Here is a 20,830-nt window from a genome sequence, read left to right as displayed (position 1 = left end):
GCCGACGGCCGGCCGGCCCTGGCCCCGGCGGGAACGTCCGTGGAAATCCCGGGGTCCTCCTTCAAACCCCAAGGGAGAAGACCATGCCTCGTCTCATCACCAGCAGCCTGGCCCTGCTGACCCTCGGCGCTCTGCTCGCCGGTTGCGACAAGTCGCCGGAAACGCCACCACCCCAGCGCAGCGAGGTGGTGCAAAAGAGCGCGCCGGGCAGCGATCCGGCTACCCAGTCACCCGAGCGAACCGTGGAGCAGCCCCGCCAGTAGGGCTCAGCTCGCCGGCACGCCCTGCTGCCAGACATCCCAGTGTTCGACGATCTCCTGCACCAGCGGATTGCCGGTGCGATAGAGATTTTCCAGCGCCGGGGCGAAGCCGCCCTGCTTGGCGTAGTCGAGCAGGTTGTCGACCTCGGAGGCGCCCTTGGCCGGACGGTCGAAGTCCGAGCCGGCACGGACCACCGCCAGGCGTTGCAGGTCCACCTTGCCCAGGCGGCTGGCGCGCAGCAGGGCCTCGTAGGTGGCGTTGTCCTCCTGCTGGGTGGTGCAGTAGCGGCCCTGGCCGTTGGTGAGCAGGCGGGTCCACTCCTCGGCCCGTTCGGAGAGGCGGGTGCCGGAATACCAGGTGTCGCCGGCCAGGGTGTCGCAGCGGGTCACCACCGGCGGCTGGTTAGCCGGGGCGTAATCGTAGCGTTGGCGCCAGGCCTTGGATTCCGCGCTCTCGGTCAGCTCGGCCTGGCGGGACAGGGCGTAGGCCTTGTCTCTCAGGCGCACATTGAGTTCGAACACCTCGGTCTTGTAGTCCAGCGGCGGTTTCTCGCCCGGCCCCCGGGTGTTGATGCCCAGGTAGCCGGTGGGCCAGTCCTTGGGCACGTCGCGGGGATCGAGCTCCCACTGGATGCCGAAGTCCACCAGGTAGCGCGCCCAGGCGGTGGTGCCCAGGGTGCCTTCCTTGGGACTGATCCCGGCGATGCCGGCGATCAGGAAGTAGGTGTGTTTGAGGTCGAACTTGGGCGACAGGGTCAGCGCCAGGGTCGAGGCGGCGGCGTTGGCGTGCCCCATTCCAGTGGTCATCAGGCACACCCGTGCCTCATTGCAGAGCACATCCGGATAGTCGGCGGAGAGCCCGTCGACGGCGACCTTATGGGTGAGCTTGAGGCGATCGATCCAGGTCTGGGCCTCGGGGGCGAACATCGCCACGAGCATGACCTTGGGTTGCAGCGGCGCGGCGGGCGGGTTCGCGGCCTGGGCCGCGCCGGCCAGCAGGGCGGTGGTGAGGGGAAACAGGGAAGCGCGCAGAAGGGAATGCATGGAGGGCCTCGGTAGGGGGAAATCCTGACCGAGGGTTCAAGATACATGCCACCATCGGTCCGGGTTGGACCGATTAGTCCAACAGAGACAGAGTGGTGGGTTCTTGGTGATTGTCCAGTACCCGCACCGCCAGTTCGCCCTCGGCGAGGCGGGCAATGAGCTTTTGCCCATTGGCGACCTCGGCGGCGGAGCGCACGGCATGGCCCCGCTCGTCGAGCAGGATGCTGTAGCCGCGGCCCAGGGTCGCCAAGGGGCTGACGATCTGCAGCGTCTGCACGGCGCCGGCCAGGCGTTGCTGGCGCTCCTTCAGCTGGCGCTGCATGACCCGGGGCAGCCGCTCGGCCAGTTGCTCCAGGCGCTGGCGCAACAGCGCCAGCTGGCGCCCGGGATGCTGGCCGGCCAGGCGGGTGTCCAGGTGCGCCAGGCGATCACGGCGACGATTCTGGGCGATGACATAGGCACGGCGCAGGCGCAGATCCAGGTCGTCCAGCCGCTGGGCCTGCTGGCGCAGTCGTTCGCCGGGATGGCGCAGGCGGCGGCTGCAGGCCTCCAGGCGCAGGCGTTCCCGGGCCAGGCGCTCGCGCATGCGCAGCAGCAACTGGCGATGCAGACCGTCCAGGCGCTGGCGCAGGTCGGCGCTGTGGGGCGCCAGCAACTCCGCGGCCGCCGACGGGGTAGGGGCGCGGACATCGGCGACGAAGTCGGCGATGGAGACATCGGTCTCGTGGCCGACGGCGCTCACCACCGGGGTCTGGCAGGCGGCCAGGGCGCGGGCCACGGGTTCTTCGTTGAAGCACCAGAGGTCTTCCAGGGAGCCGCCGCCGCGCGCCAGGATCAGCGCATCGAAGCCCTGGCGGTCGGCCAGTTGCAGGGCGCGGACGATCTGGGCGGTGGCCTCGCGGCCCTGCACCGCGGTGGGGACCAGGGTCAGCTCCACCTGGGGCGCGCGTCTCTTGAAGACGCTGACGATGTCGCGGATCACCGCGCCGGTCGGCGAGGAGACGATGCCGATGCGCTGCGGATGGGCGGGCAGCGGGCGCTTGCGTTCGGCGGCGAACAGGCCCTCGGCGGCCAGCCGCTCCTTGAGCGCCTCGAAGGCCAGGCGCAGGGCGCCGTCGCCGGCCGGTTCGACGCTGTCGAGGATCAGCTGGTAGTCGCCGCGGCCCTCGAACAGCGAGACCTTGCCGCGCACCTTGACCGCCAGGCCGTCACGCAGGGCCTGGCGCACCCGGCTGGCGTGCTGGCGGAACAGCGCGCAACGCACCTGGGCCTGGCCGTCCTTGAGGGTGAAATAGAGATGGCCGGACGCCGGCTTGGCCAGGTTGGAGATCTCGCCCTCGACCCAGACCTGGGCGAAGACGTCCTCCAGCAGCACCCGGGCGCGGCTGTTGAGCTGGCTGACGCTAAGTACCTCGCGGTCGAGACCGAGGCGGGCGAAGGGGTCCTTGAACATGGGGCGCTTTCTATGGCTTTCGTCGGCCTCACCTTAGCAGCTATGGGCGCGCGGCGAGCAGCGGATTAAGCTGCGCGCCCCATTCTTCGAGACCCGCGCTCCATGACCCTGCGCCAGACCATCCTCGCTCCCCGCATTTCCAGCCATCCACGGGTGGAGCGCACCGCCGTGGAGATCCTCGGCTGGCTCGCCGCCAGTGGCGTGGTCCGGGCCGAGGCCGCGCCTTGCCTGCCCAGTCGCGGCCGGCGGGGCCATGCGCCGGGTCCGCGACTGACCGAGGTGCTGCGCCTGGCGCCGGGCATGGACGATCCGCGCGACTATGCCGATGGCGGTCTGGAGATCGTCACCGAGCGCTGCATCTTCACCCCGCTGGACGGCTTCGAGGGGCGGGCGCGTTGCCCTGCCTGCCGTCGCGAGATCGGCGAGGCGCTGTTCGAGCACCTGGAGGTGTGGATGCCAGCAGAAAGCGACAACTTCGCCTGCCCGGAATGCGATCACGAAGACGACATCAACGGCTTCGACTTCCCCCAGCCCTGCGCCTTTTCCGACCTGGGCTTCATCTTCAACCACTGGCCGGCACGGGCCTTCGCTCCGGCCTTCCTGGAAGAATTCCGGAGAAGGCTGGGGCAGCCGTTGGCGGTGGTTGAGGTCTAAGGGTTTTTAGATATCTATCGCGGCCATGGGCCGCTCCTACAGGCTCCGATTCATCTGTAGGAGCGGCCCATGGCCGCGATAGAGCGATAGATCCGTAGCGTGGAAAACCGCGTAGCGTTTTCCACCGGGCACGGTGTTTGATGGTAGGTTGGGTTGAGATGGCTTTTTCGTCGAAGCCCAACAGGCACGCGCGGCTGGATGTGTGGGATGTTGGGCTTCGCTGCGCTCAACCCAACCTACGTCTCTTATGCCTGCAACCTGCGCAACCACTCCAACCCCGCCGAGGTATCGCCGCGCGGGCGGTACTCGCAGCCGATCCAGCCGTCGTAGCCGAGGGCGTCGAAGCGCTCGAACAGGTAGGGGTAATGGAGCTCGCCCAGGTCCGGTTCGTGGCGGTCGGGCACCCCGGCGATCTGCACGTGGCCGATGCCGGCGAAGTCGCGCTCGAAGGTCTTGCTGACATCGCCCTCGACGATCTGGCAGTGGTAGCAATCGAATTGCACCTTCAAATTGTCAGCGCCTATGGCCTGGCGGATGGCCTGGGCGTCGTCCTGGCGATTGAGGAAATAGCCGGGCATGTCGCGCGGGTTGATCGGCTCGATGAGGATGGTCACTCCGGCCTTGGCCGCCTGCTCGGCGGCATGGGCCAGGTTGCCCAGGTAGGTGTCGCGGGCGCGGGCCCGGTCGACCCCGGCGGGCAGTAGGCCGGCCATCACGTGCACCAGGCGATTGCCCAGCACGGCGGCGTAATCCAGGGCGCGGTCGATGCCGGCGCGGCACTCGGCCTCGCGACCGGGCAGGGCGGCCAGGCCGCGTTCGCCGGCGGCCCAGTCACCGGGCGGGGCGTTGAACAGCACCTGGGTCAGGCCGGCGGCGTCCAGCCGGGCCTTGATCTCGGCGGCACTGTGCTCATAGGGAAAGAGGTATTCCACGGCCTGAAAGCCATCCGCCGCGGCGGCGGCGAAGCGGTCGAGGAAGGCATGCTCGGGGTAGAGCATGCTGAGGTTGGCGGCGAAGCGGGGCATGGCTTGTCTCCCAGATCAGACGAAGGGCCAGAGCAGCAGGGTGATGGCGAAGCCCAGGCACCCCAGCAGGGTGGTCAGGACGGTCCAGGTACGCAAGCCGTCGGCGACGCTCAGGCCGACCAGCTTGGTGAAGATCCAGTAGCCGGCGTCGTTGATGTGCGACACGGCCAGGCCGCCGGCGCCCATGGCCAGGCACAGCAGGGCCATGTGGTTGGCCGAGAGGTCCAGGGTGGCGATCAGCGGGCCGAGGATGCCGGCGGTGGTGACCAGGGCCACGGTGGTGGAGCCCTGGACCGCGCGCAGCAGCAGGGTCAGCACGAAGCCCAGCGGCAGCACCGGCAGGCCGGTGGCGCGCAGCAGCTCCGAGACCACCGCGCCGATGCCGGTGTCCACCAGCACCTTGCCGAAGACGCCGCCGGCACCGGCGATGAGGATGACCATGGCTACGCCGGGCAGCGCCGAGCCGATGACGTCGGAGACCTGCTCGCGCGACCAGCCGCGGCGGAAGCCCAGCACATAGGCGCACAGCAGGGTGTCGATCAGCAGGGCTACCAGGGGCGCGCCGACCACGGTGAGGATGTCGCGCAGCAGGTTGCCGGCGGGCAGCCAGCTGGTGGCCAGGGTGCCCAGCAGGATCAGCACGATGGGCAGCAGGATCAGGGTCACCACCAGGCCGAAGCCGGGGGCCGGGGCGGGCGGCAGACCGGCGGCGAGGCCGGCCGGGGTCTCGTCGACCTTGACCGCGGCGGCGCCGAGGCTGGGCAGGCCGGGGGCCATGTCCTGGCCGCGGCCCCACTGCTGCAGGTGGGTGTCGGTGATCTGCGGACCATAGACGTCATTGCGGATGTCGTCGGTCATGGGGTAGTGACGACGGGTCATGCGCCCGGCCACCCACCAGCCGATCAGGGCCAGCACGGCGGTGATCGGCAGACCGAACAGCAGCACCCGACCCAGGTCGGCGCCCAGCTGGCCGGCGGCGGCCACGGCGCCCGGGTGGGGCGGCAGCATGGCGTGTACGGTGAGCATGGTGGCGCACATCGGCAGGGCGAAGACGATCAGCGGCTTGCGCGCGGTGCGGGCGATGCCATAGGCCAGCGGCATCAGCACGATCACGCCGACCTCGAAGAACACCGGGATACCGACCAGGAAGCCGGCCAGGGTCAGGGCCAGCGGCGTGCGTCTGTTGCCGAAGCGCTCGATCAGCGTCTTGGCCAGGGCCTCGGCGCCACCGGAGAGTTCGATGATGCGACCGATCATGGCGCCCAGGGCGATGATGATGGCGATGTGGCCTAGGATCTTGCCCATGCCGCCTTCGATGGTGGCCACCAGCTTGGACGGCTCGACCCCGGCGGCCAGGGCCACCAGGATGCTCACCAGCATCAGCGCCACGAAGGGCTGGAACTTGTACTTGAGAACCAGGAACAGCAGCAGGGCGATGCCCGCCGCGGCGATGAGGACCAGCAGCAACGGACTCATGAACGGGACTCCGGGCGGGTGGGGCTGACGACGTGGGACATGGCACTTTCCTCGCTATTGTTGTTTTTCCAGGGCAAGCCGATCCCGCGACGGCCAACGAGGGCCATCGTGGGGGTATTGCGGTAGCGCGGGCTTCAGGTCACCAGACGGCGCCGAAGGTCTCCGCCAGTTCGGCCAGCGCGGCGGCATCCAGCGGCGCCGGGCGTGGCTCGGTCAGCAGCCACAGCCGCGCGGTTTCTTCCAGCTCCTCCAGGGCGAAGCTGGCCTTGCTCACGCTGCTTTCCCAGACCACCGGACCGAGGCGTTCGAGCATCACGCCGCGGACCCGGTTGGCCAGTTGCGCCACCTGCTCGGCGACGCTGGCGGCGCCGGGGCGGGCATAGGGGATCAGCGGGATATGGCCGACCTTCATCACCTGGTAGGGGGTGATGGGCGGCAGGATGTCGTCCGGGCGCCACACGCCGGCCAGGGTCAGGGCCACCAGGTGCGTAGAGTGGGTGTGCACCACGCCGCCCACGCCGGGATTGCGGTCATAGACCTGGCGATGCAGGGCCAGGGTCTTGGACGGCTTGTCGCCGGAGACCCAGTCGCCGTTCAGGGCGACCTTGGCGATGGCGGCCGGATCCAGGCGACCCAGGCAGGCATCGGTGGGGGTGATCAGCCAGCCGTCTTCCAGGCGGGCGCTGATGTTGCCGGCGCTGCCCACGGTGTAGCCGCGGGCATAGAGGCTGGCGCCGACGGTACAGATCTCTTCGCGCAGCCGGGCTTCGACGCTCATGGCTGTTCTCCCGCCAGTTGGCGCAGGGCCTTGGCGAAGAAGTCGCGACTACCGAAATTGCCGGACTTGAGCGCCAGGGCCAGGGGTTCGCCCTGCACCTGGCCGAGGGTGGCCGGCACGCCCGGATCGATCTGGGCGCCGATGCGCAGGGCCTGTACGCCCAGGGCCTGGACCACGGCGCCGGAGGTCTCGCCACCGGCCACCACCAGACGGCGTACGCCGCTGTCGAACAGGCCGCGGGCGATCAGGCCGAGGGCGCGCTCCACCAGTTCACCGGCGCGCGCCACGCCCAGCTCGCGCTGGATGGCCTTGACCTCGTCGGCGGGGCTGGTGGCATAGATCAGCACGGCCTGGTCCTGCTCGCGCGCCCAGGCGAGGGCGGCGTCGATGGTGTCGTCACCCTGGGCAAGGGCCAGGGGGTCGAGGCGCAGGGCCGGGCGCCCGGCTTCCAGCCAGGCAGCGACCTGGCCATTGGTGGCCTGGGACGCACTGCCGGCCAGCACGGCTTCGCCACCGGTGGGCAACTTTAGGGCGGCGGCGTCGTGCGCCTGCAGTAGACCGGCGCGGCGGAAATTCTCCGGCAGGCCCTGGGCGATGCCCGAACCACCGGTGACCAGGGGCAGCTCGGCACAGGCCGCGCCCAGGGTGTGCAGATCGGCATCGGAAAGGGCATCGGCGATGGCCAGACGATGACCCGAAGTCCGGAGCTCGGCGATGGCCGCGCGCACGGCCTCGGGGCCCTTGGCGACCTGGTCGTAGCGCAGCAGCCCTACCTTGCCGCGACTCTGGGCCTGCAGCACCCGCACCAGGTTGGCATCGCCCATGGGCGTCAGCGGGTGGTGCTGCATGCCGGATTCGCTGAGCAGCTGGTCCTGCACGAACAGGTGGCCACGGAACAGGGTGCGGCCGGTCTCCGGGAAGGCCGGGCAGGCCAGGGTGAAGTCGCAGTCCAGCGCCTCCTGCAGGGCCTCGGCCACCGGGCCGATGTTGCCTTCCGCGGTGGAGTCGAAGGTGGAGCAGTACTTGAAGAAGAACTGCCGGCAGCCACGCTGGCGCAGCCAGGCGAGGGCGGCCAGGGATTCGCTCACCGCCTCGGCGGCCGGCGTGGTGCGGGATTTCAGCGCCACTACCACGGCGTCGGCGGCTTCCAGTTCGGCGTCGGCAGCGGGCACGCCGATCACCTGCACGGTGCGCATGCCGCCGCGCACCAGCATGTTGGCGAGATCGGTGGCGCCGGTGAAGTCGTCGGCGATGCAGCCCAGCAGCGGGCGGGTCTCGGTCGCGCTCATTGGGATCACTCCGCGGCCTTGGGCAGCTCGATGCCCGGGAAGATCTTGATCACCGCCGAGTCGTCTTCACGCCCGTAGCCGGCGGTGGAGGCCTGCATGAACATCTGGTGGGCGGTGGCCGACAGCGGCAGCGGGAATTTCGAGGTGCGCGCGGTATCCAGTACCAGGCCCAGGTCCTTGACGAAGATGTCCACGGCGGACAGCGGGGTGTAGTCGGCCTTGAGGATGTGCGGCACGCGATTCTCGAACATCCAGGAGTTGCCGGCGCTGTGGGTGATGACCTCGTAGAGGGCCTCCGGATCGACCCCTTCACGCAGGCCCAGGGCCATGGCCTCGGCGGAGGCGGCGATGTGCACCCCGGCCAGGAGCTGGTTGATGATCTTGACCTTGGAACCCTGGCCGGGCGCGTCGCCCAGGCGATAGACCTTGCCGGCCATGGCGGCCAGGACCGCTTCGCCCTTGGCATAGGCTTCCGCGGTGCCGGAGGTCATCATGGTCATCTCGCCACTGGCGGCCTTGGCGGCGCCCCCGGACAGCGGGGCGTCCAGCAGCAGGATGCCGCGCTCGGCCAGGCGCTCGCCCAGCTCGACGGCGTAGGCCGGGGCCACGGTGGCGCAGGCGATCACCAGGCTGCCCGGACGCAGGGCAGCGGCGGCGCCGCCTTCACCGAACAGCACGGCTTCGGTCTGCTCGGCGTTGACCACTACGGTGATGAGGATGTCGCAGCTGTCGGCCAGGGCCGCCGGCGAGGTGCAGGCCACGCCGCCTTCGCTGGCGAAGGCTTCCAGCACACTGGCGCGCACGTCGCAGGCATGCACGGCGAAGCCGGCCCGCAGCAGCGAACGGGCGACGCCCAGACCCATGGCCCCGAGGCCGATGACACCGACGTTGTCTTGCATCTTGTTGTTCTCCGTAAAAGGTCAGGCGAAGCCGGCCTGCCGCAGGCGGCGGGCGGCGTTGTAGATGTGCTGGCGGGCGGCGTTGGCGGCGGCCAGGGGATCGCCGAGGCGAATGGCGGCGACGATGGCCTGGTGTTCTTCGTGCACCTGACGGGAGAAGTCCTCGCGCCGCGCCTCGTTGGTGCGGGTGATGCGGGTGGCCGTCTCCAGGTACTGGCTGACGAATTCCAGGATCCTGATGAAGTAGGGATTGCCGGTGGCCTGGGCGATGGTGCGATGGAAGGCCACGTCGGCGCGTACGCCGTCATGGCCGTCGGCGACCTCTTCGTCGATGGCGGCCAGGGCTTCGTCGATGGCGACCAGATCGGTCTCGCTGCGGTTGATGGCGGCTTCGGAGGCGATCTCGGCCTCGATGGCGCGACGCAGGTCCAGCAGGTGGAAGACGCTGCCGGGCAGGCTGGCTTCGTCGGCGTCGATACGCAGCGGACGGATGCTGGCGTGAGCGGTGACGAAGATGCCGCGACCCTGCTGGGGCTGCAGCACGCCTTCGTTCTTCAGGCGGGAGATGGCCTCGCGCACCACGGTACGGCTGACGCCGAAGGCTTCGGAGAGCAGGGCTTCGCTGGGGATCTTGCTGCCGGGGGCGAAGACGCCGGCTTCGATCTTGTCCAGCAGCTGCTGAGCGACATTGTCGCTCAGGACATTGGCGGGAACCTTGGCGAACATGGTGACCTGCTTATGTGGTTGTAAGGTTGTCATACAGGTTATGGCGCTACTTTCGCACAGGCTTTTGCCTTTGTGTAGTGGTTTGGGCTGAGGCACTACGGAATTTTTGTGATGGATTCTACGGCTGGCAGGGGCGGGCTAGAGCCACTGATGAGTGTTATAATATAACATTTACCGATGGAGAGCTGGTCGATGACCCCTGAAGAACTGCTGGCGCAACCTGCCGCGGATTACATGAACGAGGTCCAGCGCGCATTCTTTCGCCAGTTGCTGCTGACCCAGCGTGGCGATCTGCAGCGCCTGATCGACGAGCAGGTGGAAGACCTGCGCGGCCTGGACACCCACGGCGATCCGGCCGACGTCGGCAATGCCGAGCAGGAACGCCAGTGGCAACTGCGCCAGCTGGAACGGGAAAAGAAGCTGCTGGACAAGATCGACGCCGCCCTGGAGCGCCTGGCCCGCGACGACTACGGCTGGTGCCAGGAGACCGGCGAGCCTATCGGCCTCGCGCGGCTGCTGCTGAGACCCACCGCGACCCTCAGCGTGGAAGCCAAGGAGCGCCAGGAACAGCGGGAGCGGCATCTGCAGTCGTCGTGAGGGATTCGCGGCTGGGCTTCCCTCACCCCAACCCTCTCCCAGGGGGAGAGGAGGCGGTATGGAGCGGCGGAGGACCCTGCAAGGGGCGTAGGGTGGAAAACCGCGCAGCGTTTTCCCCGTGTTCAAGGGCTCAGGCGTGAAGAGGTGCCCTCACCCCAAACCCTCACCCGGGGGGAGAGGGGGCGGTATGGAGCGGCGGAGGATCCTGCAAGGGGCGTAGGGTGGCAAACCGCGCAGCGTTTTCCACGCGTTCAAGGGCTCAGGCGTGAAGGGTTGCCCTCACCCCAACCCTCTCCCGGGGAGAGAGGGGGCGGTATGGCGCGGCGGAGAACCCTGCAAGGGGCATAGGGTGGCAGACCGCGCAGCATTTTCCACGTGCTCAAGGGCTCAGGCGTGAAGGGTTGCCCGCACCCCAACCCTCTCCCGGGGGGGAGAGGGGGCGGTATGGAGCGGCGGAGGACCCTGCAAGGGGCGTAGGGTGGAAAACCGCGCAGCGTTTTCCACGCGCTCAAGGGCTCAGGCGTGAAGGGTTGCCCTCACCCCAACCCTCTCCCAGGGGGAGAGGCAAAGCGGACCCCTAGGTTGGGTTGAGACGGCTGCACCGTCGAAGCCCAACAGCGCCCGGCACCCATGGGCTTCGCTACGCTCAACCCCACCTACGGCAACCGCTGCGCCTCGAACAACTCGCCCGGTCGCACGATCTGCTCGCGGGCGGCGATCAGCGGCAGGTCGCGGCTGCCGGGGGCGGTGCGGGCGACCAGGGCGTAGAGGGCGCTGACCGCATGGGACGCGGCGGCGGGCGTGGACTGGCCGTTGAGCAACTGGCCCAGCAGCACCGCGGAGAAGACATCGCCCATGCCGTTGGGCAGCGGCTGCAGATCCAGGTAGGGCGTCTGTACCAGCCAGGCGTCCGCGGCCTCCACCACCAGCGTGCTGAGGACGTCGGTCGGCAGATCCGGGGTGCGCAGGCTGGTGATGACGATAGTCTTGGGCCCCGGTTGACTAGGGCGGCCGAGCAGCAAGCGGGCAGCGGCCACGGCGTCGGCGGTGTCGGCCAGTGGCTGGCCGTGCAGCAACTCGAATTCGTACTGGTTGGGGGTGATCAGGCTGGCCTGTTCGATGGCGCGACGGCGCAGGAAGTCGGGGATGCCGGGGCGCACGAAGATGCCGCGGCCGACGTCGCCCATCACCGGATCGCAGAGATACTGCAGGTCGCCGCGCTGACGGCGGATCTCCTGCACCACGCCGAGGATCACCTCGCCGATGGCGGCGTCGCCCAGGTAGCCGGAGAGCACCGCCACGCAGCGCTCCAGCACGCCGCGGGCACGCAGGCCGTCGAGCACGTCGTGGATGTGTTCGGGCGGAAAGACCTGGCCCTTGAATTCGCCGTAGCCGGTGTGATTGGAGAATTGCACCGTGTTGACCACCACCGGCTGCAGGCCGAGCAGTTGCAGCGGCAGGGTGGCGGCGGCGTTGCCGACGTGGCCATAGGCGACATGGGACTGGATGGACAGCACCAGCGGCGGCTGGGCGGGCAGGGCGGCGGGCATGGCGATCTCTCGGGCGGCGGGCTTCGGGGTCAGGAGCCGGAAGGGTGGAGGCCTGCAGCTTACCCCAGCGCTTCCGGCGAACCCTAACCCGCCTGTGGCGGTCTGCATCGGCAGTGCAGATCGCTTCCGGCGCTGGCTACACTGGAGCGGCTGTCATTCACCTCTGGCCCCAAGGAGAAACGGGGAATGTCCGAGCTTCGCTTCGCACGTCTGGTGTTGGGTCTGCAGGCCCTGGTCTGGTTTGGACTCGCCCTGGCGCATTGGTTCTATCCCTATGAGATGGCCAATGCCCGCGGCATGGTGCTGATGGATTCGGCCTCGGTGGCCGAGGCGCGGGTCTGGTACGGCGGCATGCAATTCGCCCTGGCGCTGTTCGCGGTCCTGGCCTTTCGCCGGGCGGAATGGCTGTCGGCCGGCCTGCTCCTGGTGGCCTTCGTGCAGCTGACGCTGTTCGTGGTGCGCCTGATCAGCGGCGTACTGGGCGAGTCGGCCACCGCCGAGCTGGATCTCTATTCCCAGGGTTATCGCCTGGTGATCGGCGTCCTGGCGCTGCTGGCGTTGCGCGCCCACCGCCGCCACGAGCAGCGGGAGCTGGAGAATCGCCGGATCTACCAGGGCCAGTGACTAGCGCCCGGGCCGGGGCCGCGCGGTGTCGATCTGATCGCTGCGGGCGAGGCCCAGGGTCAGCTGGCGACAGAGGTCGAGGAATTCGACCATGGCCCCGGTCTGGTACTTCTGCTTGTGCCAGATGAAGCAGAACTGGCGGCGCAGATCCAGGGTCGGGGTCGCGATGGGCACCAGGGTGCCGCGGGCGAAGGCGTCTCTCAGCGCCAGCCGCGACAGGCAGCCGATGCCCAGTCCCGATTCCACCGCGCGCAGGATGGCCTCGGTGTGTTCCAGCTCCAGCCGCACGTCCAGCGGCTGGGCGTGATGGCGCATGGCCTGGTCGAAGGTCAGGCGGGTGCCGGAACCCTGTTCGCGCAGGATCCAGGCCTGGGCTTCCAGTTCGGCCTGGGTGGCGTCCCTGCCTGCCAGGACGTGTCCGGGCGCGCAGAACACCACCAGCTCATCCTCGATCCAGGGCTGCACCTCCAGATCCGGATGCTGGCAATCGCCTTCGATCAGGCCGAGGTCGATGTCATGGTTGGCGATGCGTTGCACCACGCTGGCGGTGTTATGCACGTGCAGTCGCACCCGGCAGTCGGGATGGCGCTGCATGAAGTCGCCCAGCAGCAGGGTGGCCAGGTAGTTGCCGATGGTGAGGGTGGCGCCGACCTCCAGGGAGCCGAAGCCGGTCTTGCCGCGCAGCAGATTTTCCACCTCGGCGCTGCGGTCGAGCAGGGCCACCGCCTTGGGCAGCAATTGCCGGCCCAGGGCGTTGAGCGTCAAACGCTTGCCCGCGCGGTCGAATACCCGGCAGTCGAATTGCCGCTCCAGTTCGCCCAGGGCGGTGCTGGTGGCCGACTGCGACAGACTGAGCGCCTCGGCCGCCCGGGAAACGCTTTCCTGGCGCGCCACGGCGACGAAGACCTCGAGTTGACGCAACGTGAATCTCATATCTGCCTTTTGGATAACCTATATTCGAATTATTCATTTCACGGATATTTTCCCCCTCTATAAACTGTCGCGCAATTTCTATCCAGCCCCGGGCTGTACCGATTTTTCCTGGAGTCATCGATGAGCAACCTGTACACCGAGCGCGTCCTGAGCGTTCATCACTGGAACGACACCCTGTTCAGCTTCAAGACCACCCGCAACGCGGGCCTGCGTTTCGAGAACGGTCAGTTCGTGATGATCGGCCTGGAAACCGAAGGCGGTCGTCCGCTGATGCGCGCCTACAGCATCGCCAGCCCCAACTACGAAGAGCACCTGGAGTTCTTCAGCATCAAGGTGCCGGACGGCCCCCTGACCTCGCGCCTGCAGCACCTCAAGGAAGGCGACAACCTGATGGTCAGCCGCAAGCCCACCGGCACCCTGATCCTCAGCGACCTCAAGCCCGCCAAGCACCTCTATCTGCTGAGCACCGGCACCGGCATGGCGCCCTTCCTGAGCACCATCCAGGATCCGGAAACCTACGAGCGCTTCGAGAAGGTGATCCTGGTCCACGGCGTGCGCTACGTGAACGAACTGGCCTACGCCGACTTCATCACCAAGACCCTGCCGGAGCACGAGTTCATCGGCGACCTGGTGCGCGAGAAGCTCATCTACTACCCCCTGGTCACCCGTGAGGAATTCCGCAACCAGGGTCGTCAGACCGACCTGATGCGCAGCGGCAAGCTGTTCGCGGACATCGGCCTGCCGCCGATCAATCCGCAGGACGACCGCGCCATGATCTGCGGCAGCCCGAGCATGCTGGACGAGACCAGCGCCGTGCTGAACGAATTCGGCCTGACCATCTCGCCGCGCATGGGCGATCCGGGCGACTATCTGATCGAGCGCGCCTTCGTCGAGAAGTAACGCGACCCGGCTCCCCGAAAACCCGCCCTCCGGCGGGTTTTTCGTTTCCGCGGCCCGGCGGGCTGAACTCCCCCGGCGCCGGACCGGTCGGTTGCTGCAGGGCGTGTCATGGCGACACGCCATTGCCGGGAGCCCCCATGAAGCCCTATGTGATCTGCCATATGATGTCGTCGGTCGACGGTCACGCCCTCACCGATGGCTGGGATCGCGCCGTCAAGAAACAGGCCGATACCACCTACGAGCGCTTGGCCGAGCGCTTCGACTTCGATGCCTGGGCCTGTGGCCGGGTGACCATGGAAGAGATCGCCCACGGCGAGGGCTATCCCACCGGCGTCGCCCAGGCGCCCATCCCGCGCACCCATCATTTCGCCAAGCGTGACGCCAGCAAGTACGCCATCGCCATCGATCCCCAGGGCAAGGTGGCCTGGAAAAAGAACGAGGCCCTGGATTCCCACGTGGTGGCGGTGCTGACCGAAGGCGTCAGCGATGACTACCTGACGCACCTGCAGAACATCGGTGCCTCCTACGTCTTCGGTGGCAAGGACGAACTGGATCTGGCAGCGGTGCTGGAATTGCTCAACGCAGAACTGGGCATCGAGCGGCTGGTGGTGGAGGGTGGTCCCCATGTCAGCGGCTCCTTTGTCGCCGCCGGCCTGGTGGACGAGATCAGCGTGCTGATCATCCCGCTGGTGGACGGCCGCGGCGCCCATCCGGCCTCCTTCGAGATTGCCGAGCAGGCCTGGCAGCAGCCGCTGTACCTCAAGCTGGATACGGCCGAAGCCCAGGACGACGGCAGCGTCTGGCTGCGCTATCGGCGCGGCTAGCCGAGCGCCCTGGCCAGCGCCAGGGCGTCGGCATCCACCTCCGCCTGGGCCTGCAGTGGGCAGACCCCGCTGGCATAGCGGGCGATCACCTCGGGCACCTGGGCCAGGGGGACCGGTCGGCTGATGTGATAGCCCTGGATGAAGTCGCAGCCCAGGGCGCACAGCAGCCGCAGCTGCTCCAGATGCTCGACGCCCTCGGCGGTGACCTTGAGCTTGAGCGGCCGGGCCATGCCGATGATGGCCTGGACGATCTGGTGATCGGCATTGCCCTCGGCCAGCCCGGTGACGAAGGAGCGGTCGATCTTCACGGTGTCGATCGGCAGGCGCTTGAGATAGGCGAGCGAGGAGTAACCGGTGCCGAAGTCGTCGATGGACACCGTCACGCCCAGGTCGCGAATGCGCTGCAACAGCTCGGCGGTGGGCTGCACGTTCTTGACCAGGGCATTTTCGGTCACCTCCAGTTCCAGGCGCCGCGGCGACAGTTGGTGGTCGTCCAGCCGCCAGGCGATCTGCCCGGGGAGGGCGTCGTTGCTCAGGCTCAGCGCCGAGCAGTTGACCGCGATGCGCAGCTCCGTGAGGCCAGCGGCGGTCAGCTCGGCCAGGTCCTTGCAGGCCCGCCGGAGTACCCAGGCGTCCAGCTCTTCGACGAAGCCATTGGCCTCGGCCACGCCGAGAAAGTGGTTAGGCGCCAGCATGCCGAGGCGGGGATGGTCCCAGCGGATCAGGGCTTCGGCCTTGTCCAGCTGACCGCTGGCGACGTCGAGGATGGGCTGGTAGTAGAGCTGCAGACCGCGCTCCTCGACCAGGGCTTCGCGTAGTTCGGCCTCCAGCTCCAGTTGCAGCGAGATCTTCTCGCGCAGGGTCTCGTCGAAGAAGCTGAAGGTGTTGCGGCCATTGCCCTTGGACAGGTAGAGCGCGAGATCCGCGCTCTTGAGCAGCTCTTCGCAGCAGCCGCCGTCGCGAGGATAGAGGCTGATGCCGATGCTGGTGGTCATCACCAGGGTGCGGTTGCCGATGGTGACCGGATTGCGCAGGCGCTCCAGGATGCGCTGGGCCAGGTGCCGGGCCTCCTCGGGTCCGGCGAGGCTGGCCAGGATGCAGAATTCGTCGCCACCGAAGCGAGCCACCAGGTCGCCGTCACGCACCGCCTCGCGAATGATCTTGGCCATGGCCACCAGCAACTGGTCGCCGGCGTCGTGGCCGAGGCTGTCGTTGATGCGCTTGAAATGATCGATGTCGAGAAACATTACCCCCAGACTGCGCCCCTGCTGGGCATGGCGCTCGAGGATCTCGGCGAAGGCCTGGTTGAAGGCGCGGCGATTGTGCAGGTCGGTGAGGGGATCGTAGTGCGCGGCCTGTTGCAGCGAGGCCCGCGCCTCGTCGAGCTGGCCGACCAGGGAATTGACCCGCTCCAGGTCGTTTTCCTTGCGCTGCAGCTGGCGATCGGCCCAGGCCGCGCCCAGGCCACCTACCACCAGCAGCAGGGCGATGATGGCGATGCCCACCCCCAGCTGCCAGGAATTGCTGGCGCCCTGCAGGGCGTCTGCGGTCTCGGCCGGGGCGACCAGCACCATGGACCACATGCCGGTGAAGTGCATGGCGGCGATCGCCAGGCCCATCACCAGGGCGGTGGCGATGCGCAGCCAGCGATAGATGCCGGTGTAGTGGCGACGGAAGATCTGGATCAGCTGCAGGGCGGCGAAGCTCGCCCCCACGGCGATGCCGATCGACAGCAGGAAGGGCAGCGGGCGATAGAGCACCATGGCCTCGGTGTGCACCGCGGCCATGCCGGTGTAGTGCATGAGCACGATGCCCACGCTCAGCACCGTGCCGGCCTTGAGCCGCTGGCCCAGGGTGAGGTCGGGCTGGCTGAGGGCGGGCATGGCCATGAGTCCGGCCAGCACCACGATCAGCAGCGAGGCCAGGGTGATGAAGAGGTCGTAGTGCACCCGGGTGGGCACGGTAAAGGCCAGCATGGCGATGAAGTGCATGCCCCAGACGCCGAAGCCGAAGCTCAGGGCGCCCATCAGGCTCCAGGCGCGCCGCCGGGCCAGGGTGCGGGTCTGGCCGATGCGCTCGGCGAACACCAGGGTGACATAGCAGGCGCTGACCGCCACCAGATAGGCAAGGGCGACCAGCCAGCCATCATGCTGGCCGTGCAGGTGCACCTGCTCTTGGGCGAGAGGGGCGACGAGGAAGTCGAGTCCCAGCCAGTTGTTCATTCCGTGGCCTCGGCAGGAAGTCTGGCGCGGCTGGAGGAAGACGGCCCGGCGGGATCTCCGCCCGGGTAGATTTCACTACGGCAACCTGCGCTCTGAGATTAGCTTGCCTTGCCCTATCGGCGCGGTGAAGAGGGGCTTTAGCCTGCGGCTATGCAGTTAGCGCGCGAGGTTTTTTCTGTAGCGGCAAAGTGACTTCGCCACCCGGCGAGCGCCGGTCAGCGAAGCGCTCTGGATAGCTGGCTAGCGACTTTGTGATGTCACCTGGCTAGCATCATGACCGTTCGTCGAACAGGATGTGGACGAACGGTCATGACGGGAGGAAATCGGCCAAAAAGGCCAACATGAAAGGATTCAGCTGACCACGCGATAGCAGGGCTCGTAGGCCGCGCCGCCGGGCAGCTTCATCCGGTGCTGTTCGACGAAGGCCTGCAGCAGCCGATCCAGCGGCCGCATGATGTCGGGATCGCCATGGATCTCGTAGGGCCCCCGTTCCTCGATCAGCTGGATGCCCTTGGCCTTGACGTTGCCGGCGACGATGCCGGAAAAGGCGCGGCGCAGGTTGGCGGCCAGCTCGTGCGGTGGCACGGCATGGGTCAGCTGCAAGGCGGCCATGTTCTCGTGGGTGGGATCGAAGGGGCGCTGGAAGCCTTCTTCGATGCGCAGCAGCCAGTTGAAGTGGAAGGCGTCGTGGCGCTCGCGGCGGAACTGCTTGACCGCCTTGAGACCCTGGGCCATCTGCCGGGCCACCTCGACCGGATCGTTGACCACGATCTGGTAGTGGCGCTGGGCGGCTTCGCCCAGGGTGGCGCCGATGAAGGCATGCAGCTGCTCGAGGTAGGGCGCGGCGCTCTGCGGCCCGGTGAGCACCACCGGGAAGGGGATGTCCCGGTTGTCCGGGTGCATGAGGATGCCCAGCAGGTAGAGGAATTCCTCCGCCGTGCCGGCGCCGCCCGGGAAGATGATGATGCCGTGGCCTACGCGGACGAAGGCCTCCAGGCGCTTCTCGATGTCGGGCAGGATCACCAGTTCGTTGACGATGGGATTGGGCGCCTCGGCGGCGATGATGCCCGGCTCGGTGAGGCCCAGGTAGCGGCCGCCCTGAATGCGCTGCTTGGCGTGGGCGATGGTGGCGCCCTTCATCGGGCCCTTCATCACGCCCGGGCCGCAGCCGGTGCAGATGTCCAGGCTGCGCAGGCCGAGTTCGTGACCGACCTTCTTGGTGTACTTGTATTCCTCGGTGCTGATGGAGTGACCGCCCCAGCAGACCACCATCTTCGGCTCCATGCCGGCGCGCAGGGTGCGGGCGTTGCGCAGCAGGTGGAAGACGTAGTCGGTGATGCCCTCGGAGCTTTCCAGATCGATGCGCAGGCTGCTCTGTTCGCTCTCGGTGTAGACGATGTCGCGCAGGGCGCTGAACAGCATCTCGCGGGTGCTGGCGATCATCTCGCCGTCGACGAAGGCGTCGGCCGGGGCGTTGATCAGTTCCAGGCGCACGCCGCGGTCCTGCTGGTGGATGAGTATCTCGAAGTCCTGGTAGGCCTCGAGGATGGTCTTGGCGTTGTCGCTGTGGGCGCCGGTGTTGAGGATGGCCAGGGCGCACTGGCGAAAGAGCTGGTAGAGGTTGCCCGAGCCGGCCGCGCTGAGCTGCTGGACCTCGCGCTGGGAAAGGGTCTCCAGGCTGCCCTTGGGGCTGACCTGAGCGTTGATGACCTGTCTGCTTGGAGCCATAGATGCTTCCCTATCGGTGATACGGCCGAACGGCGGCCGTAGCCGGGTGCGGACCGCCTCATGCGATCCGGCAATGTCATTGTTGGGGCCTTGGCCGCCGGAATGCAAACCGGGCGGCATCAGGACGCCGCGGTCACGTCCAGTACCCGGATCTGTTCCGCGGTCGGATAGTGCCAGTGCACCTCGACGTCCCAGAGGCGCACGCCATAGCGGCGCTCGGGCGTGGGCGCCTGGTAGGCCGGGCGCGGATCCTGGGCCAGGCACTGCTCGATCAGCTCGGCCAGGGGTTCGCCCAGGCGCTGGCCATGGGCCTCGGCCTGGACGCGCGCTGCGTCCGCCCAGCCTACCGCCAGGGCCGGCGGCGGCGCCTCGGCGATGGCGTTGTGGGCGCCCGGCGGGCTGTCGGCGTAAGGCACATAGGGCTTGATGTCCAGCACCGGGGTGCCGTCGAGCAGGTCGATGCCCGAGAGCAGCAGCCGTCCCGGTTCGAGACCGTCCAGCCGGACCACCGACTGGCCGATGCCGTTGGGTCTGTGGGTGGCGCGGGTGGCGAACACCCCCAGGTAGCGATTGCCGCCCAGGCGCGGCGGCCGTACCCGCAGGCGCGGCTGGCTCTCCAGCGCCTGGTGGAAGAGAAACAGCAGCCAGACATGGCTGACGCCTTCCAGCCCTTCGACCGCCTCGGGCCGATCGAAGGGCGGCAACAGTTCCAGCACGCCGCGGGCGGCCGGCGCCAGGGCGGGCTGCCGGGGAATGGCGAATTTCTCCTTGAAGCAGGAGCGGACGTGGCCGATGGGGGTGACGCTGTGCTGCATGGGGCGGGGCCGTCTGACGCAGGGCTGGTCATTATGCCCTGCCCGAGACCTCGGCGGCGGCGGGCGCCTCGTCGGCGTTGCGGCGCACGCCGCGCAGATTCATCGCCGCCAGGCCCAGCTGCAGTACGATCAGGGCATAGGCTTCGGCCTGCAGGCCCCAGGCGATCCACAGGGCATTGCTGAGCAGGAACACCCAGAAACCCAGGCTGCGCCGGCCCTGGCGCTGGGAGGCCACCAGCCAGGCGGCGAGCAGGGTGATGGCCATGGCCGGCCATTGCAGCAGATCGAGCGCTTCCATGGAAAACCTTCAAAAGATTGACTAATGAAGGTGAGCCTTGGGAGGCGCCTCGAGTTCCAGACGCTTGATTCAGGACGCCGGATGGCGCGCCCGGGCGTAGGCGATGAAGCCGTCGATATCGGCGCTGCACAGGTATTCGCCGGCGGCGAGGATCTCCGCCTCGGGCCAGTCCCACCAGGCGATGTCGAGCAGCGCCTGGCAGGTGGCTTCGGGAAACCGCCACTTGATGAAGCGTGCCGGATTGCCGCCCACCACCGCATAGGGCGGCACGTCGCGGGTAACCACGGCGCCGGCGGCCACCACGGCGCCATGGCCGATGGTGACGCCGGAGAGGATCAGCGCATCGGTGCAGATCCAGCAGTCGCTGCCGATCACCACGTCGCCACGGGTGCCGCCGTAGTCCTTGATGTGGGCCAGGTCGTCGACGAAGGCGGGAAAGGGATAGGTGGTCACCCAGTCCAGCCGGTGCAGGCCGCCAAGCAGAATGCGCACCCCTTCGGCGATGGAGGTGTAGCGCCCCAGGCGCAGGGTGGCGCCTTCCTTGAGATCGAACACCCTGGGCGCGCCATAGGTGCCGGCGCCGATCTCGTAGTCGGGCAGTTCGCGGCGCAGGCGCGCCGTGCGCTGGTGCAGGCGGGGCAGGGCGGCCAGGGCCTGGCGTTCACGTTTCTTGCGCAGCTTGTCGAGAAAACCCATGGCGGTGCCCTGGCGAAAAGTATCCGGCAGGATACAGAA

21 protein-coding genes are annotated in these 20,830 nt (G+C 68.0%); 6 read left to right on the top strand and 15 right to left on the bottom strand.

The window, feature by feature from the left end; translation table 11 throughout:
• Window positions 1-83: 83 nt before the first annotated feature.
• Window positions 84-263 carry a hypothetical protein gene (locus PSK12I2_RS0110290; protein ID WP_027598327.1) on the top strand — a complete coding sequence of 60 codons (180 nt, stop codon included), beginning with the start codon at window positions 84-86 and terminating at the stop codon, window positions 261-263.
• A 3-nt stretch (window positions 264-266) separates the two neighbouring features.
• Here the strand turns inward: PSK12I2_RS0110290 and PSK12I2_RS0110285 are convergent, their stop codons facing one another.
• Together PSK12I2_RS0110285 and xseA are read right to left on the bottom strand one after the other, a co-directional pair.
• Complete coding sequence (locus PSK12I2_RS0110285; RefSeq protein WP_027598326.1) at window positions 267-1,304, bottom strand: purine nucleoside permease; 1,038 nt, start codon at window positions 1,302-1,304, stop codon at window positions 267-269.
• Window positions 1,305-1,377: 73 nt separating this feature from the next.
• Complete coding sequence (gene xseA, locus PSK12I2_RS0110280) at window positions 1,378-2,757, bottom strand: exodeoxyribonuclease VII large subunit (RefSeq protein WP_027598325.1); 1,380 nt, start codon at window positions 2,755-2,757, stop codon at window positions 1,378-1,380.
• 102 nt (window positions 2,758-2,859) lie between these two features.
• Here xseA and PSK12I2_RS0110275 point away from each other — a divergent pair, with 102 nt between their 5' ends.
• Window positions 2,860-3,411, top strand: a complete 552-nt coding sequence (locus PSK12I2_RS0110275; RefSeq protein WP_027598324.1) for a hypothetical protein — start codon at window positions 2,860-2,862, stop codon at window positions 3,409-3,411.
• 245 nt (window positions 3,412-3,656) lie between these two features.
• Here PSK12I2_RS0110275 and otnI read toward each other — a convergent pair whose 3' ends face one another.
• From otnI to PSK12I2_RS0110245, 6 genes are all read right to left on the bottom strand, one after another.
• The gene (otnI, locus tag PSK12I2_RS0110270) at window positions 3,657-4,436 is read right to left on the bottom strand and encodes a 2-oxo-tetronate isomerase (protein WP_027598323.1); all 780 of its coding nucleotides are present in this window, start codon (window positions 4,434-4,436) and stop codon (window positions 3,657-3,659) included.
• A 15-nt stretch (window positions 4,437-4,451) separates the two neighbouring features.
• The gene (locus PSK12I2_RS0110265; RefSeq protein WP_027598322.1) at window positions 4,452-5,912 is read right to left on the bottom strand and encodes an SLC13 family permease; all 1,461 of its coding nucleotides are present in this window, start codon (window positions 5,910-5,912) and stop codon (window positions 4,452-4,454) included.
• A gap of 139 nt (window positions 5,913-6,051) precedes the next feature.
• Window positions 6,052-6,690: an aldolase gene (locus PSK12I2_RS0110260; protein WP_027598321.1), complete on the bottom strand. Its 639-nt coding sequence runs from the start codon at window positions 6,688-6,690 to the stop codon at window positions 6,052-6,054.
• Window positions 6,687-7,979: a 3-oxo-tetronate kinase gene (otnK, locus tag PSK12I2_RS0110255; RefSeq protein WP_027598320.1), complete on the bottom strand. Its 1,293-nt coding sequence runs from the start codon at window positions 7,977-7,979 to the stop codon at window positions 6,687-6,689. Before otnK ends, PSK12I2_RS0110260 begins: the two co-directional genes overlap by 4 nt.
• A 5-nt stretch (window positions 7,980-7,984) precedes the next feature.
• Window positions 7,985-8,878 (bottom strand): L-threonate dehydrogenase, encoded by an 894-nt coding sequence (gene ltnD / locus PSK12I2_RS0110250; RefSeq protein WP_027598319.1) that lies wholly within the window; start codon window positions 8,876-8,878, stop codon window positions 7,985-7,987.
• A gap of 21 nt (window positions 8,879-8,899) precedes the next feature.
• The gene (locus PSK12I2_RS0110245) at window positions 8,900-9,604 is read right to left on the bottom strand and encodes a FadR/GntR family transcriptional regulator (RefSeq protein ID WP_027598318.1); all 705 of its coding nucleotides are present in this window, start codon (window positions 9,602-9,604) and stop codon (window positions 8,900-8,902) included.
• 192 nt (window positions 9,605-9,796) lie between these two features.
• Between PSK12I2_RS0110245 and dksA the strand changes: the two genes are divergently transcribed.
• Window positions 9,797-10,201, top strand: a complete 405-nt coding sequence (gene dksA / locus PSK12I2_RS0110240) for an RNA polymerase-binding protein DksA (RefSeq protein ID WP_027598317.1) — start codon at window positions 9,797-9,799, stop codon at window positions 10,199-10,201.
• A 656-nt stretch (window positions 10,202-10,857) separates the two neighbouring features.
• Here dksA and pdxY read toward each other — a convergent pair.
• Window positions 10,858-11,751 (bottom strand): pyridoxal kinase PdxY, encoded by an 894-nt coding sequence (gene pdxY, locus PSK12I2_RS0110235; RefSeq protein WP_027598316.1) that lies wholly within the window; start codon window positions 11,749-11,751, stop codon window positions 10,858-10,860.
• Between the two features lie 186 nt (window positions 11,752-11,937).
• Here pdxY and PSK12I2_RS0110230 point away from each other — a divergent pair, with 186 nt between their 5' ends.
• Complete coding sequence (locus PSK12I2_RS0110230) at window positions 11,938-12,375, top strand: DUF4345 family protein (protein WP_017638634.1); 438 nt, start codon at window positions 11,938-11,940, stop codon at window positions 12,373-12,375.
• Here PSK12I2_RS0110230 and PSK12I2_RS0110225 read toward each other — a convergent pair whose 3' ends face one another.
• Window positions 12,376-13,308 (bottom strand): LysR family transcriptional regulator, encoded by a 933-nt coding sequence (locus PSK12I2_RS0110225; protein ID WP_027598315.1) that lies wholly within the window; start codon window positions 13,306-13,308, stop codon window positions 12,376-12,378.
• 120 nt (window positions 13,309-13,428) lie between these two features.
• Here PSK12I2_RS0110225 and fpr point away from each other — a divergent pair, with 120 nt between their 5' ends.
• Together fpr and PSK12I2_RS0110215 are read left to right on the top strand one after the other, a co-directional pair.
• On the top strand, window positions 13,429-14,208 hold the full coding sequence (gene fpr / locus PSK12I2_RS0110220; protein ID WP_007160677.1) for a ferredoxin-NADP reductase: 780 nt from the start codon (window positions 13,429-13,431) through the stop codon (window positions 14,206-14,208).
• A 137-nt stretch (window positions 14,209-14,345) separates the two neighbouring features.
• Window positions 14,346-15,032 carry a dihydrofolate reductase family protein gene (locus PSK12I2_RS0110215; protein ID WP_027598314.1) on the top strand — a complete coding sequence of 229 codons (687 nt, stop codon included), beginning with the start codon at window positions 14,346-14,348 and terminating at the stop codon, window positions 15,030-15,032.
• On the opposite strand, the gene PSK12I2_RS0110210 is transcribed toward PSK12I2_RS0110215, so the two are convergent.
• The 5 genes from PSK12I2_RS0110210 to PSK12I2_RS0110190 all read right to left on the bottom strand — a co-directional run bounded on the left by PSK12I2_RS0110210 (window position 15,029) and on the right by PSK12I2_RS0110190 (window position 20,791).
• Entirely contained in the window at window positions 15,029-17,254 is a 2,226-nt protein-coding gene (locus PSK12I2_RS0110210; protein WP_027598313.1) for a bifunctional diguanylate cyclase/phosphodiesterase, read from the bottom strand. The genes PSK12I2_RS0110215 and PSK12I2_RS0110210 overlap by 4 nt on opposite strands.
• A 351-nt stretch (window positions 17,255-17,605) precedes the next feature.
• Complete coding sequence (ppnN, locus tag PSK12I2_RS0110205; RefSeq protein ID WP_007160674.1) at window positions 17,606-18,982, bottom strand: nucleotide 5'-monophosphate nucleosidase PpnN; 1,377 nt, start codon at window positions 18,980-18,982, stop codon at window positions 17,606-17,608.
• Between the two features lie 119 nt (window positions 18,983-19,101).
• Entirely contained in the window at window positions 19,102-19,797 is a 696-nt protein-coding gene (gene tsaA, locus PSK12I2_RS0110200; RefSeq protein ID WP_027598312.1) for a tRNA (N6-threonylcarbamoyladenosine(37)-N6)-methyltransferase TrmO, read from the bottom strand.
• A 31-nt stretch (window positions 19,798-19,828) separates the two neighbouring features.
• On the bottom strand, window positions 19,829-20,095 hold the full coding sequence (locus PSK12I2_RS0110195; RefSeq protein WP_007160672.1) for a hypothetical protein: 267 nt from the start codon (window positions 20,093-20,095) through the stop codon (window positions 19,829-19,831).
• A gap of 69 nt (window positions 20,096-20,164) precedes the next feature.
• Complete coding sequence (locus PSK12I2_RS0110190; RefSeq protein WP_027598311.1) at window positions 20,165-20,791, bottom strand: CatB-related O-acetyltransferase; 627 nt, start codon at window positions 20,789-20,791, stop codon at window positions 20,165-20,167.
• Window positions 20,792-20,830 lie beyond the last annotated feature (39 nt).

The sequence above is a fragment of the Pseudomonas sp. MOIL14HWK12:I2 genome (assembly GCF_000510745.1).
GTDB lineage: Bacteria > Pseudomonadota > Gammaproteobacteria > Pseudomonadales > Pseudomonadaceae > Chryseomonas > Chryseomonas oryzihabitans.
Note: the sequence above shows the minus strand (reverse complement) of the source record. Positions and strands in the feature narration are given on the sequence as shown.

Bases quoted from the DNA above. Each gene is read 5' to 3' on its own strand.
- PSK12I2_RS0110290 (WP_027598327.1), top strand. From the start codon at position 84: ATGCCTCGTCTCATCACCAGCAGCCTGGCCCTGCTGACCCTCGGCGCT.
- PSK12I2_RS0110285 (WP_027598326.1), bottom strand. From the start codon at position 1,304: ATGCATTCCCTTCTGCGCGCTTCCCTGTTTCCCCTCACCACCGCCCTG.
- xseA (WP_027598325.1), bottom strand. From the start codon at position 2,757: ATGTTCAAGGACCCCTTCGCCCGCCTCGGTCTCGACCGCGAGGTACTT.
- PSK12I2_RS0110275 (WP_027598324.1), top strand. From the start codon at position 2,860: ATGACCCTGCGCCAGACCATCCTCGCTCCCCGCATTTCCAGCCATCCA.
- otnI (WP_027598323.1), bottom strand. From the start codon at position 4,436: ATGCCCCGCTTCGCCGCCAACCTCAGCATGCTCTACCCCGAGCATGCC.
- PSK12I2_RS0110265 (WP_027598322.1), bottom strand. From the start codon at position 5,912: ATGAGTCCGTTGCTGCTGGTCCTCATCGCCGCGGCGGGCATCGCCCTG.
- PSK12I2_RS0110260 (WP_027598321.1), bottom strand. From the start codon at position 6,690: ATGAGCGTCGAAGCCCGGCTGCGCGAAGAGATCTGTACCGTCGGCGCC.
- otnK (WP_027598320.1), bottom strand. From the start codon at position 7,979: ATGAGCGCGACCGAGACCCGCCCGCTGCTGGGCTGCATCGCCGACGAC.
- ltnD (WP_027598319.1), bottom strand. From the start codon at position 8,878: ATGCAAGACAACGTCGGTGTCATCGGCCTCGGGGCCATGGGTCTGGGC.
- PSK12I2_RS0110245 (WP_027598318.1), bottom strand. From the start codon at position 9,604: ATGTTCGCCAAGGTTCCCGCCAATGTCCTGAGCGACAATGTCGCTCAG.
- dksA (WP_027598317.1), top strand. From the start codon at position 9,797: ATGACCCCTGAAGAACTGCTGGCGCAACCTGCCGCGGATTACATGAAC.
- pdxY (WP_027598316.1), bottom strand. From the start codon at position 11,751: ATGCCCGCCGCCCTGCCCGCCCAGCCGCCGCTGGTGCTGTCCATCCAG.
- PSK12I2_RS0110230 (WP_017638634.1), top strand. From the start codon at position 11,938: ATGTCCGAGCTTCGCTTCGCACGTCTGGTGTTGGGTCTGCAGGCCCTG.
- PSK12I2_RS0110225 (WP_027598315.1), bottom strand. From the start codon at position 13,308: ATGAGATTCACGTTGCGTCAACTCGAGGTCTTCGTCGCCGTGGCGCGC.
- fpr (WP_007160677.1), top strand. From the start codon at position 13,429: ATGAGCAACCTGTACACCGAGCGCGTCCTGAGCGTTCATCACTGGAAC.
- PSK12I2_RS0110215 (WP_027598314.1), top strand. From the start codon at position 14,346: ATGAAGCCCTATGTGATCTGCCATATGATGTCGTCGGTCGACGGTCAC.
- PSK12I2_RS0110210 (WP_027598313.1), bottom strand. From the start codon at position 17,254: ATGAACAACTGGCTGGGACTCGACTTCCTCGTCGCCCCTCTCGCCCAA.
- ppnN (WP_007160674.1), bottom strand. From the start codon at position 18,982: ATGGCTCCAAGCAGACAGGTCATCAACGCTCAGGTCAGCCCCAAGGGC.
- tsaA (WP_027598312.1), bottom strand. From the start codon at position 19,797: ATGCAGCACAGCGTCACCCCCATCGGCCACGTCCGCTCCTGCTTCAAG.
- PSK12I2_RS0110195 (WP_007160672.1), bottom strand. From the start codon at position 20,095: ATGGAAGCGCTCGATCTGCTGCAATGGCCGGCCATGGCCATCACCCTG.
- PSK12I2_RS0110190 (WP_027598311.1), bottom strand. From the start codon at position 20,791: ATGGGTTTTCTCGACAAGCTGCGCAAGAAACGTGAACGCCAGGCCCTG.